This is a genomic window from Salipiger bermudensis (assembly GCF_017309175.1).
GTDB classification, from domain to species: domain Bacteria; phylum Pseudomonadota; class Alphaproteobacteria; order Rhodobacterales; family Rhodobacteraceae; genus Salipiger; species Salipiger bermudensis.
The window spans coordinates 24382-39740 of sequence record NZ_JAEKJV010000018.1; the positions used below are offsets into that span (position 1 = coordinate 24382).

At 67.3% G+C, this 15359-nt stretch carries 14 protein-coding genes and 1 tRNA gene; 9 read left to right on the top strand and 6 right to left on the bottom strand.

The window, feature by feature from the left end; translation table 11 throughout:
- Nucleotides 1–5 precede the first annotated feature (5 nt).
- Complete coding sequence (locus tag JF542_RS19830; protein ID WP_207077131.1) at nucleotides 6–476, bottom strand: GtrA family protein; 471 nt, start codon at nucleotides 474–476, stop codon at nucleotides 6–8.
- Nucleotides 477–587: 111 nt separating this feature from the next.
- Here JF542_RS19830 and JF542_RS19835 point away from each other — a divergent pair, with 111 nt between their 5' ends.
- Both JF542_RS19835 and JF542_RS19840 read left to right on the top strand, forming a co-directional pair.
- A complete protein-coding gene (locus tag JF542_RS19835; protein ID WP_207077132.1) occupies nucleotides 588–2390 on the top strand; it encodes a hypothetical protein in 1803 nt (600 codons plus the stop codon).
- A gap of 82 nt (nucleotides 2391–2472) precedes the next feature.
- Nucleotides 2473–2709 (top strand): hypothetical protein, encoded by a 237-nt coding sequence (locus JF542_RS19840; protein ID WP_207077133.1) that lies wholly within the window; start codon nucleotides 2473–2475, stop codon nucleotides 2707–2709.
- Between the two features lie 88 nt (nucleotides 2710–2797).
- Here JF542_RS19840 and JF542_RS19845 read toward each other — a convergent pair.
- Both JF542_RS19845 and JF542_RS19850 read right to left on the bottom strand, forming a co-directional pair.
- Nucleotides 2798–2884, bottom strand: a tRNA-Leu gene (locus tag JF542_RS19845).
- A gap of 165 nt (nucleotides 2885–3049) precedes the next feature.
- Nucleotides 3050–4747: a peptidoglycan-binding protein gene (locus tag JF542_RS19850; protein ID WP_207077134.1), complete on the bottom strand. Its 1698-nt coding sequence runs from the start codon at nucleotides 4745–4747 to the stop codon at nucleotides 3050–3052.
- Between the two features lie 223 nt (nucleotides 4748–4970).
- Here JF542_RS19850 and lipB point away from each other — a divergent pair, with 223 nt between their 5' ends.
- On the top strand, nucleotides 4971–5621 hold the full coding sequence (gene lipB / locus JF542_RS19855; protein ID WP_207077135.1) for a lipoyl(octanoyl) transferase LipB: 651 nt from the start codon (nucleotides 4971–4973) through the stop codon (nucleotides 5619–5621).
- Between the two features lie 5 nt (nucleotides 5622–5626).
- On the opposite strand, the gene JF542_RS19860 is transcribed toward lipB, so the two are convergent.
- Nucleotides 5627–6088 (bottom strand): GNAT family N-acetyltransferase, encoded by a 462-nt coding sequence (locus tag JF542_RS19860; RefSeq protein WP_207077136.1) that lies wholly within the window; start codon nucleotides 6086–6088, stop codon nucleotides 5627–5629.
- A gap of 713 nt (nucleotides 6089–6801) precedes the next feature.
- Here JF542_RS19860 and ctaD point away from each other — a divergent pair.
- The 4 genes from ctaD (at nucleotide 6802) to JF542_RS19885 (ending at nucleotide 10851) form a co-directional block, all read left to right on the top strand.
- Complete coding sequence (gene ctaD, locus JF542_RS19870; protein ID WP_007798362.1) at nucleotides 6802–8475, top strand: cytochrome c oxidase subunit I; 1674 nt, start codon at nucleotides 6802–6804, stop codon at nucleotides 8473–8475.
- A gap of 118 nt (nucleotides 8476–8593) precedes the next feature.
- Nucleotides 8594–9343: a metallophosphoesterase family protein gene (locus tag JF542_RS19875; protein ID WP_207077138.1), complete on the top strand. Its 750-nt coding sequence runs from the start codon at nucleotides 8594–8596 to the stop codon at nucleotides 9341–9343.
- 84 nt (nucleotides 9344–9427) lie between these two features.
- On the top strand, nucleotides 9428–9925 hold the full coding sequence (locus tag JF542_RS19880) for a DUF2244 domain-containing protein (protein WP_207077139.1): 498 nt from the start codon (nucleotides 9428–9430) through the stop codon (nucleotides 9923–9925).
- 29 nt (nucleotides 9926–9954) lie between these two features.
- Nucleotides 9955–10851: a hypothetical protein gene (locus tag JF542_RS19885; protein WP_207077140.1), complete on the top strand. Its 897-nt coding sequence runs from the start codon at nucleotides 9955–9957 to the stop codon at nucleotides 10849–10851.
- 45 nt (nucleotides 10852–10896) lie between these two features.
- Here JF542_RS19885 and JF542_RS19890 read toward each other — a convergent pair whose 3' ends face one another.
- Nucleotides 10897–11364, bottom strand: coding sequence for a GatB/YqeY domain-containing protein (locus JF542_RS19890; protein ID WP_007798351.1), 468 nt, complete (start codon nucleotides 11362–11364; stop codon nucleotides 10897–10899).
- Between the two features lie 196 nt (nucleotides 11365–11560).
- Here JF542_RS19890 and carA point away from each other — a divergent pair, with 196 nt between their 5' ends.
- Both carA and JF542_RS19900 read left to right on the top strand, forming a co-directional pair.
- On the top strand, nucleotides 11561–12700 hold the full coding sequence (gene carA, locus JF542_RS19895; protein ID WP_207077141.1) for a glutamine-hydrolyzing carbamoyl-phosphate synthase small subunit: 1140 nt from the start codon (nucleotides 11561–11563) through the stop codon (nucleotides 12698–12700).
- 92 nt (nucleotides 12701–12792) lie between these two features.
- A complete protein-coding gene (locus JF542_RS19900) occupies nucleotides 12793–14643 on the top strand; it encodes a glycosyltransferase family 2 protein (protein WP_207077142.1) in 1851 nt (616 codons plus the stop codon).
- Here JF542_RS19900 and JF542_RS19905 read toward each other — a convergent pair.
- Nucleotides 14628–15272 (bottom strand): GntR family transcriptional regulator, encoded by a 645-nt coding sequence (locus JF542_RS19905; protein WP_007798345.1) that lies wholly within the window; start codon nucleotides 15270–15272, stop codon nucleotides 14628–14630. The genes JF542_RS19900 and JF542_RS19905 overlap by 16 nt on opposite strands.
- Between the last annotated feature and the right edge of the window lie 87 nt (nucleotides 15273–15359).

Below are 15359 nucleotides of genomic sequence, written 5' to 3' on the forward strand. Positions count from 1 at the left end.
TGCGGTCAGCGGTGAAGAATATGGCGCGAGCTGAGGAAGTTCACCACCATGCCGGCAGCGGTCGCGGGCACCAGCGCCAGCACCGGCTGCGCGGCGGCGGCCTCGCTCAGACGCAGCGCCAGCAGGAAGGTGGCGTAGTTGATCGCGAGACCCAGCCCCATGGCGAGGATGTAGCGCAGGAATTCGGCAAGCGAGGCACGGGTCGAGGTGCGGAAGGTCAGGGTCCGGTTGATCGCCCAGGTGGTGAGCACCGCCGCCACGAAGGACGGCACCCGCGCCAGCCCGGGCGACAAGCCCAGCCCAAGCAGCGCCGAGAGCACGCCCGCATCGACACCGAATCCGGCCAGCCCGGCCAGCGCAAAGCCACCGAGATGGCGCCGCCGCTCGCCGGCGGCCGTCTGTCGGGAGCGCTCGGACACGGGCACCTCGCGGTTGCGGATGGCACCGATATGCGCCGCCCTGCCCGCTTCGATCAAGGCCGGAGCACCCCGCGCCCCGGCCGCTGTGGCGACCCCGCCACGAGCGTTTGCCGCGTCGCCCCCGGCGCATCACCCCGTTAACGAGTCAGAACCGTCAGAGCCGTCAGAATGACCCAGCAGACCGACACGCACAGCCCGCTCCTCCGCTGGCTGCCTATCATCGCCTTCGCCTATGTCGCCTTCGTGACGCTGGCCCGGGCGCCCGCGGCCACCGAGCTGCTCTATGCGCTCGGCAACGACTCGGCGATGCGGCTGGTGAGCGTTCGCGACCTGCTCGCCGGTCAGGGCTGGTTCGACCTGACCCAGAGCCGCCTTGGGCTCGAGGGCGGGTTCGAGATGCACTGGTCGCGGTTGATCGACACCCCCATCGCCGGACTGGTGCTGTTTTTGGACCTGTTCACCGATCGCCTTCAGGCCGAGATCCTCGCCATCACGATCTGGCCCCTGCTGATGCTTGCCGCCGTGATCGCGCTGGTGACCCGGATCGGCACCGCCCTTGGCGGCGCAGTCGCGGGCCCGGTCTCGGGGGCACTGGTCGCCGGCATGTTCTGGGGCGACGCCCGCTTCCTGCCGGGTGCCATCGACCATCACAACGCACAGGTCGCGCTGCTCCTGCTGCTGCTCTGGGGCGTGATCGACCGCCGCGACCGCCGCCTGCTGCCAGTGATTGCGGGGCTCGCGCTGGCCGCAAGCCTCGCCATCGGAGTCGAAACCCTGCCGCTGCTGGCGCTCTGCACCTTCGGCATGGCAGGGTTCTGGCTGGCCAACGGCGTCGTGGAGCGCGGCCCGGTGCTGCGCTTCGCGCTCGGCGCGGTCGGCGGGCTGGCGCTGCTCTTCCCCGCCCTTGCCCCGGCCTCGGCCTATCTGGGCGGCTATTGCGACGCCTTCTCGATCGACCTTGCGCTGCCGGTCGCGCTTGGCGTGGGCGCGATGGCGCTGGCGGCGGCATGTGTCTCCGACCGCCCCCTCAACACCCGCGCCGGCGTGCTCCTTGGCCTCTTCGCCGCCGTCGGCGCCCTGACGCTTGCCGCCACGCCCGCCTGCCTGTCGGAGCCCTACGGTGCGCTCGACCCCTATCTCGATGCCCGCTGGATGGCCTTCGTGCGCGAGGCCCGCAGCCTTGCGGACCTGATCGCGACCGATGCCGAGCCGTTCCTCTTCGGCTACTACCTGCTCGGCCTTGCGGCGTTCGGGCTGGCGCTGTCCCACGCGTGGCGCCAACGCAGCGGCGCCTGGCTGCTGATCGGCGTGCTGCTCAGCTCCGCCTTGGCCATCGGCAGCTACCAGCTGCGAGGCGTCTTCGTGCTCACCGCGCTCTCGGCCCCCGTGCTGGGCGTCACCACGGCAGAGCTGCACCGTGCCTGGCGCGACGGGCGCGGCACCAGCCGCGGCCTCGCGGCGCTGGCCTGCGCGCTGCTCGCCCTCCCGATGAGCTGGGTACAGCTCGTCAGCGGCGCCGAGACGCTGGCGGACCATGTCGCCCGCCCCGCCAACGCGGCCCCCGCCGCGCCGGATCATGACGCGCAGGCCTGCTTCACACCCGGCGCCATGGCCGCGCTCGCCTCGCTGCCAGAGGGCGTGGTGTCGGCGCCGTCGAACTTCGGCACCCACGTGCTGCTGCACAGCGGCCACCGCACGCTCTCGGCGCCCTATCATCGCAATCAGGACGGGATGCGCGCGCAGCTCGAAATCACGCTTGCCGCAACGCCCGAGGCCGCACAGGCCGCGCTCGTCAGGCATGGCATCGACTACATGCTGGTCTGTCCCGGCGATCCCGAGCTGACCACCCTCGCCAATGCCGGCTTCGACGGCTTCGGCCACGCGCTGGAAGGCGGCGCGGTGCCCGGCTTCCTGAAAGCGATTCCGAGCGGTGACAGCGAAAGCGCCCTGCGCATCTACAAGGTAAACTGAGCCCCGCACCTCGCGGATGCCCGGGCGATACCGTCAGCGGTCCAGCCTTTTGGGGGTCGGTCTGCAGGCTCCGAGGATCGACATGCCCGGCGGTGTTGAGGCTTCAGCCATCTGCATGGTGGCCGCGATGAACATCGTGAACGCCAACTGGGATGTGTCGCGGCGGGCAAGCGCCAGCCCAGAACCGATTGATCTTCAAACCACCTTCCCGAAACGCAGCTTTGCGCCCGAGGGGCGCGAAGCCATGCGCATGGCACCAGCGACCAGCGCAAGCCAAAGCGACGGACAACATCTTATGCGCCAAGGTGCGACAGGTTGAGAAAGGGGGAAACCCAGACAGGGCGGACCCCGGCAAAGGCCGGAGGGCCGGTTTGCCCGAAGGCTCACTCACCGATGTTCGGAGAGAATGGTGCGGTCGAGAAGACTCGAACTTCCACGGGAGTTACCCCACAGCGACCTCAACGCTGCGCGTCTACCAATTCCGCCACGACCGCACTGTCCTGACTTGGTGAGGGGCTCTCTACAAAAGCCTGCGGGGGATGAAAAGAGGGAAATGCATCCGCGCGCAGATTTTTTCGCGCACCCCCTCAAACGCGGCGCGGCGGGCCGGTCGAGCCCGCCGCGACACCATGGGTTATCGGAGGGTTATCGGAGCCCGATCACTCGGAGATGCTGAACACCGGAAGGCCCGCCTGGGTGACTTCCGGAGCACTGTCGCCTGCCGACGCACTGCCACCCAGCATCATCGACGCCTTGCGCAGCAGCCCGGCACGCTCGGGCTGGCCGGGGCCGAAGACCGGTGTGGCACCGCCGTCGAGCGAGGTCAGCGCCTGATCGTACCACCCGACCGCAAGATCCTCGCGCTGGGTCGCGCCGAAGCCCTGGCTCAGGTGGTGGCCCATCAGCTCGGCGTAAGGGCCCTTGCCCAGCGCCACCAGCATCAGCGCCGCACCCATCGCGGTGCCCATGTCATCGGACTTGTAGCCCGAGGCGAGGCAGATCTGCGCCGTCTTCTCGAGCTGCGCCGGGGACATGCCGGTGGAGAGTACGAACTGCCCCACGCTTTGCAGCACCTGATCGCGCGGCTGCAGCGAGACCGACGCGACCTGCTCTTTCAGCAGCGCCCCGAAGGTGGCGCATTGATCGGCGATCTGCTGCTGGCTGGCGCCCTGCACCTGCCCCATCAGCGTCTCGCCGGCCGAAATCGCGTAGGTCCGCGCGAGGCAGAGCTGCTCTGCCATCGCCGCGCCGGCGTCGGTCAGCGTCTCGGCGGTGATGTAGCCGCCATTCGTGGAGGTCACGAGGCTGACGGTGTTGCAATGCGAGGCCAGCGAGGCCTCGGTCGGGCTGCTGTCGCCACCGAAGAAGTTGGGCAGAGCCGGGCTTGCGTTGACGGCCGCGGTCGTGGCGGGCACTGCAGGAACCGCCGACGGCACCGGGGCGGCGGCCATCTGCGTGCCCGGCGCCGGACGGATCCCCTGTGGCACCGGCACGGCGGGCGCCACCGCGGCCATCGTGCCGCTGCCCTCTGTCTTCGAGCAGGTGCCGCGGGTGCAGGTGAACATCGCCGGCGTCACGTTGAAGGCCTGGAAGTCGTTCCGCTCGTAGCCGTCCGGGGTCGAGGCGAAGACCCGCACCATGCAGCTCTGGGCGCTGCACCAGAAGGCCGAGCCGGTGACCGAGGTGTCGACGATATAGTCGGTCTGGCCATCGCCGTTGATGTCCGAAAGCTGTATGAAACCGCTGCGCTGCACCAGCTGCTCGGCGGTCGGGTCCGAGCTCTTGGCGATCTCGTTCACGGCGGCGGCGACGACGCTGGGCAGGCCGTAGTGGCCGCCGATCGAGGAGGTCGCGCTGCGCCCGCCCCCATTCATCTGCTCGTCGCGATAGGCCACGAGCAGCCCCTTCACGCCAAGCGGGTTCGAGGCGATGAGCTGCGAGGTGGCCGGTCCGCCGGCCTGCGCGCGGTGGTAGGAGCCGATCAGGAAGTCGCGCTCATACTGGGTGAGCTGTCCAGTGGGGGTATAGCCCATGTGGGCCTGATAGCTCGAGATCGCCGAGCGCGAGCGGCTGCCCATGACGCCATCGACCGAGCCCGCGTTGAAGCCGAAATAGTTCAGCGCCGACTGGGTGTCGCGGTTGGCGGCGCGCTGCGCCGTGTTCACGCTGCTGCTGCGGCTGGTATAGGTCTTCTTGGCCGGCGCGCGGTAGACCCGCTGCTTTTTCGGCTGGTTGGCGATGGCGCTGCCGATCATGCCCCCCACGAGGCCCCCGACAAAGGCGTTGTCGGCCAGCGCGGGCAGCGGTGTGAGGGCGATGCTTGAGGTAAGAAGGCCGGCGATGACATGGCGTTTCACGGTCAATCTCCTGAAGAAAATGGAGCGAACCGCGAATGAATTGATGCCGCGGCCGCGCGAAAAAGGGCGAAAAGTCGACGTGCTATCGCGTCAGGTTCGGTCGCATTCACGATTCTGTCAATGAATGAGCGATGCAAAAATGCCTCAACCTTGACGGACAGGCTTCCAAACCGGGTGCGGTGCGCTCTTGACGCCCTGCCCGACTGGGCCTAGCCGATCCGCCATGACCGAGTGGATCACATCCGATGGCCTGACGGGCTATGAAGAGGCGGTGGCCTTCATGGAGGCGCGTGCCGCCGCCATCGCCGCGGGCGAGGCCGACGAGGCGATCTGGCTGCTCGAGCACCCGCCGCTCTACACCGCCGGGACTTCGGCCCGGGCCGAGGATCTGCGCGAGCCCGACCGCTTCCCGGTCTACGACAGCAAGCGCGGCGGGCAGTACACCTATCATGGCCCCGGCCAGCGGGTGATCTACGTCATGCTCGACCTCAACCGGCGCGGGCGCGATATCCGTCGCTTCGTGCAGCAGCTCGAGGCCTGGGTGATCGCGGCGCTGGCCGAGTTCAACGTCACCGGCCACATCCGCGAGGGCCGGGTCGGTGTCTGGGTCGAGCGCCCCGACCGGCCGCGCCTGCCCGACGGACGCATGACCGAGGACAAGATCGCCGCCATCGGCATCCGCCTGCGCAAATGGGTGAGCTTCCACGGCATCTCGATCAATGTCGAACCGGAGCTTTCGCATTTCGAAGGCATCGTGCCCTGCGGCATCACCGAGTTCGGCGTCACCAGCCTTGTCGATCTCGGCCTGCCGGTCTGCATGGCAGACCTCGACGTGGCGCTGAAGCGCAGCTTCGACGAGGTCTTCGGCAACTAAGCCGCTCAGGGCAGCGGCTTCTCCATGTAGACGCGCTGCAGTCCGTTCACCTCTGCGCGGTGGGTCTCGGCATAGCCGCGTTTGCGGTAGATCGCGACGTTCTCGACCATGGTCACGTGGGTGTAGAGGCGGATCACGCCGAAGCCCTGCCGCCGCGCCTCGGCCTCAGCACAGTCGAGCAGCAGGCGGCCATAGCCCCGGCCCTGCGCCCGCGGCGCGATGGCGATATTGTCGAGCAGCATGTGGGTCGCTTCCGGGATCAGCACCAGAAGCCCCGCCACCCCCTGCCCATCGCGCAGCACCCGCAGCCGTCCGGCGGCGACATGGGCGGCGTAATCGTCGCGCATCGGCCCCGGCAACAGACCCATGCGCGCCACGTAGGGACGGTAGGCAGCCTCGACGATCGCCTCGATCACCGGAAGGTCGGAGATACCGGCAATCGCGGTCTCGGGCAGCGGATCGTTCATCAAGGGTTCCTCACGGGAATTGACCGGAGCGGCGGATCTGGGGAGAGAGCCGCTCCGGTCAGCCTAGCCTGTCACGGTGGGGAACAACACCGACAGGCACGCACCTTGCAGACTGGGGTCGGGCAAGGTGAGGTCTCTGCTCGGCAGCGCCCGGTCAGGGCGTGCGGAACATCTCGTCTCGGAGGTCTTCGCGGGTCAGCCCGATCTGCCGGAGTTCGTCATCAGACATCGTTCGCAGCGTCGCGCGCTGCTCGAGAACCTGCTTCCTGCGGCTACAGAACGGCGCTGATACCCAGCGCCAGACTGTCCGCCAAACGGACTCGAATACCGTGTGCTCAAAATAAGCCATCGCGGGCTTCTCCACTCAAAACAAAGAAACTTGGTATTAATGTCTTCACCCTAGCACCAAACGGCGGTGCTGACAGGTCTGGAAAACCTGACGTGTCGCGCATGCTCGCGTCAAGTCACATGTGCCTACGCCCCCTGGTTGCGCTGGAAAGCGCCGATCGCAGAAAGGTAGAACCAGATCGCGCTCATCCCCCCTTATTGGAAGGATGCGTGCCCGTCGCAAGGGAGGTGCGACAATAAAGTTTGATCCAGATCAAACCCCAATATTGCCGCGTCCTTAGGGACATTCTAAAAGAGAGACTTGAAAGAGAGGTGGGTTGTGGTTCTCAAGCAGCCGCCAGGGACGGACCAACAGGAGGCAGACAATGGCAGACGCCGCCATTCACGGCCACGAACATGAGGATGACCGGGGGTTCTTTACCCGCTGGTTCATGTCTACGAATCACAAGGATATCGGGATTCTGTACCTGATCACCTCGGCGATCGTGGGCCTCATTTCGGTGTGCTTCACCGTATACATGCGACTCGAGCTCATGGAGCCGGGCGTTCAATTCATGTGCATGGAAGGGGCGCGTCTGATTCCGACCGCGACCGAAAACTGCACGCCCAACGGCCACCTCTGGAACGTGATGATCACCGGCCACGGCATCCTGATGATGTTCTTCGTGGTGATTCCGGCGCTCTTCGGCGGCTTCGGCAACTATTTCATGCCGCTGCAGATCGGCGCGCCGGACATGGCGTTCCCGCGCATGAACAACCTGTCCTTCTGGCTCTATGCTGCCGGCACCACGCTGGCGGTCTGCTCGGTGTTCTCGCCCGGCGGCAACGGCCAGCTCGGCTCGGGCATCGGCTGGGTGCTCTACCCGCCGCTCTCGACCACCGAAGCGGGCATGTCGACCGACCTCGCGATTTTCGCGGTGCACGTCTCGGGCGCCTCGTCGATCCTCGGCGCGATCAACATCATCACCACCTTCCTGAACATGCGTGCCCCGGGCATGTCGCTGTTCAAGGTGCCGCTCTTCGCGTGGTCGATCTTCGTCACCGCATGGCTGATCCTGCTGGCCCTTCCCGTTCTGGCCGGCGCCATCACCATGCTGCTGACCGACCGCAACTTCGGCACCACCTTCTTCGACCCCGCAGGTGGCGGTGATCCGATCCTCTACCAGCACATCCTGTGGTTCTTCGGCCACCCGGAAGTGTACATCGTGATTCTGCCGGGCTTCGGCATCGCATCTCACGTGATCGCCACCTTCTCGCGCAAGCCGGTCTTCGGCTACCTGCCGATGGTCTGGGCGATCATCGCGATCGGCGCGCTCGGCTTCGTCGTGTGGGCCCACCACATGTACACCGTCGGCATGTCGCTGCGTCAGCAGAGCTACTTCATGCTCGCCACCATGGTGATCGCGGTGCCCACCGGCGTTAAGATCTTCTCGTGGATCGCGACGATGTGGGGCGGCTCGATCGAGTTCAAGACGCCGATGCTCTTCGCCCTCGGCTTCCTGATCCTGTTCACCATCGGCGGCGTGACCGGCATCGTGCTGAGCCAGGCTGGCGTGGACCGCGCCTATCACGACACCTACTACGTCGTGGCGCACTTCCACTACACCATGTCGATGGGCGCGGCCTTCACCATCTTCGCGGGGGTCTACTTCTACCTGCCGAAGATGACCGGCAAGATGTACAACGAGACGCTGGGCAAGATTCACTTCTGGATGTTCTTCGTCGGCGTGAACCTGACCTTCTTCCCGCAGCACTTCCTGGGCCGCCAGGGCATGCCGCGCCGCTACATCGACTACCCGGAGGCCTTCGCCACCTGGAACTTCGTGTCGAGCTGGGGTGCGCTCCTGTCCTTCGCCTCGTTCCTGCTGTTCTTCGGCATCGTGATCTACACGATCCGCAAGGGCGCACCGGCGACCGAGCGTAACCCGTGGAACGAATACGCGGACACGCTCGAGTGGACCCTGCCCTCGCCGCCGCCGGAGCACACCTTCGAGCAGCTGCCGAAGCGCGAGGACTGGGACAAGCAACACGCGCACTGAGCGCCACGCTGATCCCGACAGACCAGAAGGCCCCGGAGCACGCTCCGGGGCCTTCTTCTTTGGCGCGGTGTTGATCTGCCTCCTTGCGCAAGCGCGCAAAACCGGCTGCAGTTGTCGCATGACCCTGCCCAACCGCTTCGCCGCCATCGCTGACATCCACGGCAACGCCGACGCCCTGCGCGCGGTGCTGGCCGATATCGACCGGCTCGGCATCAGCACGGTGATCAATCTGGGCGACGTGTTCAGCGGCCCGCTCGCCGCCTCCGAAACCTGGGAGATCCTGCACCGGCGCGCCTTCCCCACGGTGCGCGGCAACCATGACCGCCACCTGATCGAGCATCTTCCGCACGAGCTTATGGCCTCGGACCGGGTCGCCCGTGACGAACTCCCGGAAAGGGCGATGGGCTGGCTGCGCAGCCTGCCGATGGTGCTGGAGCTGGGCAATGCCTTCCTCTGCCACGCCACGCCCGGCAGTGATCAGGTCTACTGGCTCGACGAGGTCAGCCCCGAGGGCATCGTGCACCCTGCCCCGCAGGCCACCGTTGCCGCGCGGCTCGGGGGCGTGACCCGGCCTCTGATCCTCTGCGCCCACACCCACCTGCCCCGCGCCGTGCGCCTGAACGGGCAGCTCATCGTCAATCCCGGCAGCGTCGGCTGCCCCGGCTATGACGACATCCACCCGGTGCCGCACGTGGTCGAGACCGGCACGCCGGATGCCTGCTATGCGGTGCTGACGCGCGAGGGCGAGAGCTGGCAGGTCAGCCACCGCCACGTGCCTTATGACAGCCGCCGCATGGCCGCCCTTGCCCGAGCGCGCGGCCGAGACGAATGGGCCCGCGCGCTCGAGACCGGCTGGCTCTCGGCCTGAGCCCCGCGCCCCCTCGCCAAAGAAGCAGACCTGCGACATCTTTCTTGTCGACCGGCGCGCGGGAGGTGTTAGATTTCGCCCGTCATGCCATATCGCTGGGAACAGACCGAGACACCGTCCGACCGGGCAGAGCTGCATCTCTGGCCGCACCAGTCGCTTTCGGCCGAGGGCTTCTCGATCTTCATCCTGAGCTTTTTCCTGCTGGCGCTGATCCCGTTCTTCGGGCTGATCGGCACGGTGCTGCTCTGGGGTCTGCTGCCCTTCATGCTGCTGGCGGTGGGCGGCATCTGGTTCGCGATCCGACGCAACAACCGAGACCGGCAGATCCTCGAGATCCTCACCATCGACCATGAGACGCTGCGCCTCGTGCGGCACAACCCGCGCGGCCCCGATCAAGACTGGGAGGGCAACCCCTACTGGGTCAAAGTCGCGATGCACGAGCGCGGCGGCCCGGTGCCCTATTACGTGACGCTGCAGGGCAGCGGGCGAGAGGTTGAGATCGGCGCGTTTCTGAGCGAAGACGAACGCAAGACCCTTTTCGCCGAGCTGAGCGACCGGGTGCGCGTGCTCGCCCGCCCCTGACGCCCCCCCGGTCCCCGCAAGGATTTCCCATGGCCCAGGCCCCCGCCACGCCCAAGCTGAAACGCCTCGTCCTGCGCGCCGCCGCAACCCTCGCGCCGTCCCTGGCTGAGCGGCTTTCGCCCGCGCCATCGGAACAGGCGGCGCTGGCGTTGCGCGCTGCGGCTCGAGGAAGACCCCGCCCCCGGGCCGAGAAGGTGATCTTCCTCGTGCCGCTGGTCGGGCCGCATCACGTTGGCGATTGGCAAGCGGTGACCGAGCGGCTGCAGCAGACCGTCGAGAGCTTTCGCCGGCAGGATGGCGCGTGGCAGGCGGTGATCTGCTGCCAGGAGCGCCCGCCGCTCCCCGACGATCCGCGGATCAGCTGGCTACCCTTCGACGATCCGACGCCCGGCAACGACAAGTGGCGCAAGCTGGCCGCACTCTGCGATCACCTCGCCGCTGAGTCGCGGGGCCCCGCCTATGTCATGAGCTTCGATGCCGATGACCTGCTGCGCGACGGCACGGTTTCCGAGATGCTGGAGCGGCAGGAGGCCGGCTACCTCGTCGAAACCGGCTACGTGATGGATCATGCCACCGCCGACGCGGCGCTGGCCGGGCCGCGCCGCCTCACCAAGGCGCTGCGCAAGCCGTTCTGGAAGCTCTGCGGCTCCTGCACCGCGCTGCTGCACGATCCCGAGTTGCCCGAGAGCGCCGCCTTCCTGCGCGAGATGACCGCGCATGAGCACCGCATGTTCCCCTATCTGGCAGGGCTCGCCGGACGCGGTCTTTCGGCGCTGCGCCGGCCGTCGGTGCTTTACGTGCTCAATCACGGCGAGAACTTCGGTGCGCGCCGCGGACGGGTCGGGTTCAAGACCCGTTTCGTGCAGCGATTCCCCGTCGACCCAAAGGACTGGGAAGCGGCCCGGAAGCAATTTCCCGAGCCCTGAGCGGCGATCCCGCCGCCACCTGCCTGTTGGGAAAAACCCCGGGCCTCAGCCCGCCGCGGCGAGCCGGTCCTTGACCATCGGCCCCACGGCACCAAAGTCCATGCGGCCTTGGTAGCGCCCTTTGAGCACCCCCATCACCCTGCCCATGTCGCGGATTGAGCTGGCGCCGACCTCGGTCATTGCATCGTCGACCGCCTGCGAGATTTCCGCGTCGCTCATGGGCTTTGGCAGGAATTCCTCGATCACCTCGACCTCGGCCAGTTCCTGTTCCGCGAGGTCGAGCCGGCCGCCCTCCTCGTAGGTCCGCGCGCTTTCCTTGCGCTGCTTGACCATCTTCACCAGCAGCGCCAGCAATTCGGCCTCGTCGACCTTGGTCTCGCCATCCGCGCTCCGAGCCGCGATGTCGCGATCCTTGAACGTGGCGTTGATCAGCCGCAGCGTCGACAGCCTGTCGGTGGCCCGGTCCTTCATCGCCTGCTTGGTCGCAGCCGAGATGCGTTCTCGCAATTGCATGGAAACGATTATCCCCGTTGACGTTTCAAGCGCCCAACCTATCGAAAGCCCCGGCGCGGCGCAACTCTGCGCGCCCGCCCGCTAAAGCATTGATTTCAAACACATTTCGTTTTCAGGATAGCACTTGACCCCAAGTCCCGCGCACCTTACCTAAGGCGCAATTTGCCGTCTGCCAGCTGCCAAAAGGAGTCGCGCCATGCCGCCGATCGCCAAACCTACTGCCTGCCTCGCCCTCGCCGATGGCACGCTGTTCTACGGACAGGGGTTCGGCGCCACCGGCCAGACCGAGGCCGAGCTCTGCTTCAACACCGCCATGAGCGGCTACCAGGAGATCATGACCGACCCGTCCTATGCCGGGCAGATCGTGACCTTCACCTTCCCGCATATCGGCAATGTCGGCGTGAATCCCGAGGATGACGAGACCCAGGATCCGGTCGCCGCGGGCATGGTGGTCAAGTGGATGCCGACGCAAAGCTCGAACTGGCGCGCGGTGCAGGAGCTGTCCGAGTGGCTCGCCTCGCGCGGACGCATCGCCATCGGCGGCATCGACACGCGGCGTCTGACCCGCGCCATCCGGCAGTCCGGTGCACCGCACGTGGCACTTGCGCATGATCCCGAGGGGAATTTCGACGTCGAGGCTCTGGTCAAGGCGGCGCGCGCTTTCCCGGGTCTGACCGGTGTCGACCTCGCCAAGGGCGTGACCTGCGCCCAGAGCTACCGCTGGGACGAGATGCGGTGGGCCTGGCCCGAGGGCTACGCGCCGCAGACCGCGCCCAAGAAGAAGGTGGTCGCCATCGACTACGGCGCCAAGCGCAACATCCTGCGCTGCCTCGCCTCTGCCGGCTGCGATGTCACCGTGCTGCCCGCCACCGCCACCAAGGAAGAGGTGCTGGCGCACAATCCCGACGGCGTGTTCCTGTCGAACGGCCCCGGCGACCCGGCCGCGACCGGCGCCTACGCCGTGCCGATGATCAAGGGCATCCTCGACGACACCAAGCTGCCGGTCTTCGGGATCTGCCTTGGCCACCAGATGCTGGCGCTGGCGCTTGGCGGCAAGACCGTCAAGATGAACCACGGCCACCACGGTGCCAACCACCCGGTCAAGGAGCTCGATACCGGCAAGGTCGAGATCACCTCGATGAACCACGGCTTCGCGGTCGACGGCCAGTCGCTGCCCGAAGGCGTGGTCGAGACCCATGTCTCGCTCTTCGACGGCTCGAATTGCGGCATCCGCATGAGCGACCGCCCGGTGTTCTCGGTCCAGCATCACCCCGAGGCGAGCCCCGGCCCGCAGGACAGCTTCTACCTGTTCGAGCGCTTCGTCCAGGCGATGTAATTGCGGCGAAATTTCGGCGCGACCCGCCGAAATTAACGAACGCTTTACCATAAGTCTCCAGAACCCTTCCTGTCCCGGTACAGGAGGGGATCATGCCAGAGAGCAGACCGGTCTTCCGCTCGACGCGCCCGGCGCGTGGCGCCAGCGCCGCAGAGTCAGCCGCCCCGAAGATCCCCGCGCCAAAGCCATCGCGGCCGTTTGCCGTGGCGCCCGTGCGCAGCTTGCAGTTCGCCGAGGCCCCGGCGCCACTCTGGCGCGGCCCGGTGCTGCATCTTGAGCGCAACCAGCGTCCGCCGGATCCTGCCCTTGCGCGCCTGCTGCCGCCCGAGACCTGCCTGCGCTATGCGGCCCTGCCGTGGCGGCGGGTTGGCAACACCCTGCTTCTGGCCACCGCCCGGCCCGAGAGGTTCGACGCGGCGCGCGCCGCGTTGCCTCCCGGCTGCGACGACGTGGTCATGGCCATCGCCTCGATGGCCGACATCCAGGCCGAGATCGCCGCTCGCCACGGCCCGGCACTGGCCCGCGACGCCGAAACCCGCCTGCGCCCCGAGCTGAGCTGCCGCGACCTGAACCGGCTCACGCCGCGACGGGCGCTTGCCGCCGGCGGCTTTGCGCTGGCCGCGCTGACCACCCTCGCGCTCGCCCCCGCGGCGTTCTTTCTGGCGGCTGCATCGCTTGCCATCGCGGTGCTGATCCTCGCCCAGATCACCCGGCTTGCCGCGCTCCTTGCCAGCCGGCGCTCGGTGCCGGACGCACCAGTCGGCCCCGTGCGACTTCCCCGCATCTCGCTGCTGGTGCCGTTGTTCCGCGAGGAGCGGATCGCCGCGGCACTGCTCGACCGGCTGTCGCGCCTCGACTACCCACGCAACCGGCTCGAAGTGCTGCTGCTGCTCGAGGCCAGCGACGACACCACCCGCGCCGCGCTGGCGGCAACCCGCCTGCCGCCCTGGCTGCGGGTGATCGAGGTCCCAGGCGGCCCGATCGCGACCAAGCCGCGGGCGCTGAACTACGGGCTGACCTTCGCCCAGGGCGACATTGTCGGGATCTACGATGCCGAGGACTCGCCTGCCCCCGACCAGCTTCTCAAGGTCGCCGGGCATTTCTGCCGCGCCCCGCCCGAAACCGCCTGCCTTCAGGGCATCCTCGATTTCTACAACCCCCACGCCAACTGGCTGTCGCGCTGCTTCACCATCGAATACGCCACGTGGTTCCGCCTCGTGCTGCCCGGGCTCGCCCGGTTGGGCTTTCCGATTCCGCTCGGCGGCACCACCGTGTTCTTCCGTCGCGAGGCGCTCGACCGGGTTGGCGGCTGGGACGCGCACAATGTCACCGAGGACGCCGACCTCGGCATCCGCCTCGCCCGCTTTGGCTATGTCACCGAGCTCGTCCCTCTTGTGACCCGGGAAGAAGCCAACAACCGCACCTGGCCGTGGATCCGGCAGAGGTCGCGCTGGCTCAAGGGCTACATGGTCACTTGGCTGGTGCACTCCCGCCGACCGCTCACGCTGCTGCGCGATCTCGGAGCGTGGCGGTTCGTCGGGATGCAGGTCCTGTTTCTCACCACGATCCTGCAGTTCCTGCTCGCCCCCGCGCTCTGGAGCTTCTGGCTGCTGCTGCTTGGCTGGCAGCCCGCCGGCCTCGCCATCCTCACCGAGGCACAGAAACAGCTGCTGTTCGGAGGCTTCCTCGTCGCCGAGGCGATCTCGCTCATGGTCAGCGTCGCCGCGGTCGCGCGGAGCCCGCACCAGGGCCTGCTGCCCTGGGTTCCGACGCTGTTTCTCTACTTCCCCCTCGCAACCGTGGCGATCTACAAGGCGCTGCTCGAGCTGGTCACCCGTCCGTTCTTCTGGGACAAGACGATGCACGGCCACTCCGCGCCCGACCACGAAGGCGCCGACCTGCCGGAGCGCCCCGCACAGGGCACGGCTCAGTCGATCTTGTGACTGTCGAGCTTGAGCCGCGTCACGAAGGCCACCGAGATATGGTCGCGCAGCGCCTTGTAGGCGGCATCCTCGTCGCGCCGCGAGATCGCGTCGACGATCGCCTTGTGTTCGGCCAGCGCGATCTCGCCCCGTCCCTGCGCCGCGAGCGAGGTTGTGGCCATCAGCGCCATGGAGCGATGCACCAGATCAAGCTGCTGCACGAGAAAGCGGTTGTGCGAGGCGAGGTGGATCATCTTGTGAAAGCGCCGGTTGGCGCGGGCCAGCGCCGAGGGATCGTCGAGCAGCACCCGGTCCTCGCTGACCATGTCGCGCATCACCTGGATCTCTTCCTCGGTGGCATGACGCGCCGCCAGCCGCGCCGCCAGCCCCTCGAGTTCGGTGCGCACCACGTAGAGTTCGGCCATCTGGTTGTGATCGAGCGAGGCGACGATCAGCGAGCGCCCGTCGCGAGCCAGCAGCGACTGCGTCTCGAGGCGCTGCAGCGCCTCGCGGATCGGCGTGCGCGACACCCCGAAGCGCTCGGCCAGCTCGCTCTCGACCAGACGGTCCCCGGGGCGGTAGACGCCGGAATCGATGGCCTCGAGGATCAGCGTGTAGGCGTCCTTGTTGGGGGTGCGGATCTGGTTCATGCGTGTCTCCTCGGGCGATTGCGCGACGATAGCGCCATCACGCCACCGGGATCAATGCGCCCATTGCCGCGCTGCCGCGCCGGGACT

Coding starts and splice junctions, on each gene's coding strand:
- JF542_RS19880 (WP_207077139.1), top strand. CDS start 9,428: ATGCCATATCGCTGGGAACAGACCGAGACACCGTCCGACCGGGCAGAG.
- JF542_RS19900 (WP_207077142.1), top strand. CDS start 12,793: ATGCCAGAGAGCAGACCGGTCTTCCGCTCGACGCGCCCGGCGCGTGGC.
- lipB (WP_207077135.1), top strand. CDS start 4,971: ATGACCGAGTGGATCACATCCGATGGCCTGACGGGCTATGAAGAGGCG.
- ctaD (WP_007798362.1), top strand. CDS start 6,802: ATGGCAGACGCCGCCATTCACGGCCACGAACATGAGGATGACCGGGGG.
- JF542_RS19835 (WP_207077132.1), top strand. CDS start 588: ATGACCCAGCAGACCGACACGCACAGCCCGCTCCTCCGCTGGCTGCCT.
- JF542_RS19860 (WP_207077136.1), bottom strand. CDS start 6,088: ATGAACGATCCGCTGCCCGAGACCGCGATTGCCGGTATCTCCGACCTT.
- JF542_RS19905 (WP_007798345.1), bottom strand. CDS start 15,272: ATGAACCAGATCCGCACCCCCAACAAGGACGCCTACACGCTGATCCTC.
- JF542_RS19840 (WP_207077133.1), top strand. CDS start 2,473: ATGCCCGGCGGTGTTGAGGCTTCAGCCATCTGCATGGTGGCCGCGATG.
- JF542_RS19890 (WP_007798351.1), bottom strand. CDS start 11,364: ATGCAATTGCGAGAACGCATCTCGGCTGCGACCAAGCAGGCGATGAAG.
- JF542_RS19885 (WP_207077140.1), top strand. CDS start 9,955: ATGGCCCAGGCCCCCGCCACGCCCAAGCTGAAACGCCTCGTCCTGCGC.
- carA (WP_207077141.1), top strand. CDS start 11,561: ATGCCGCCGATCGCCAAACCTACTGCCTGCCTCGCCCTCGCCGATGGC.
- JF542_RS19875 (WP_207077138.1), top strand. CDS start 8,594: ATGACCCTGCCCAACCGCTTCGCCGCCATCGCTGACATCCACGGCAAC.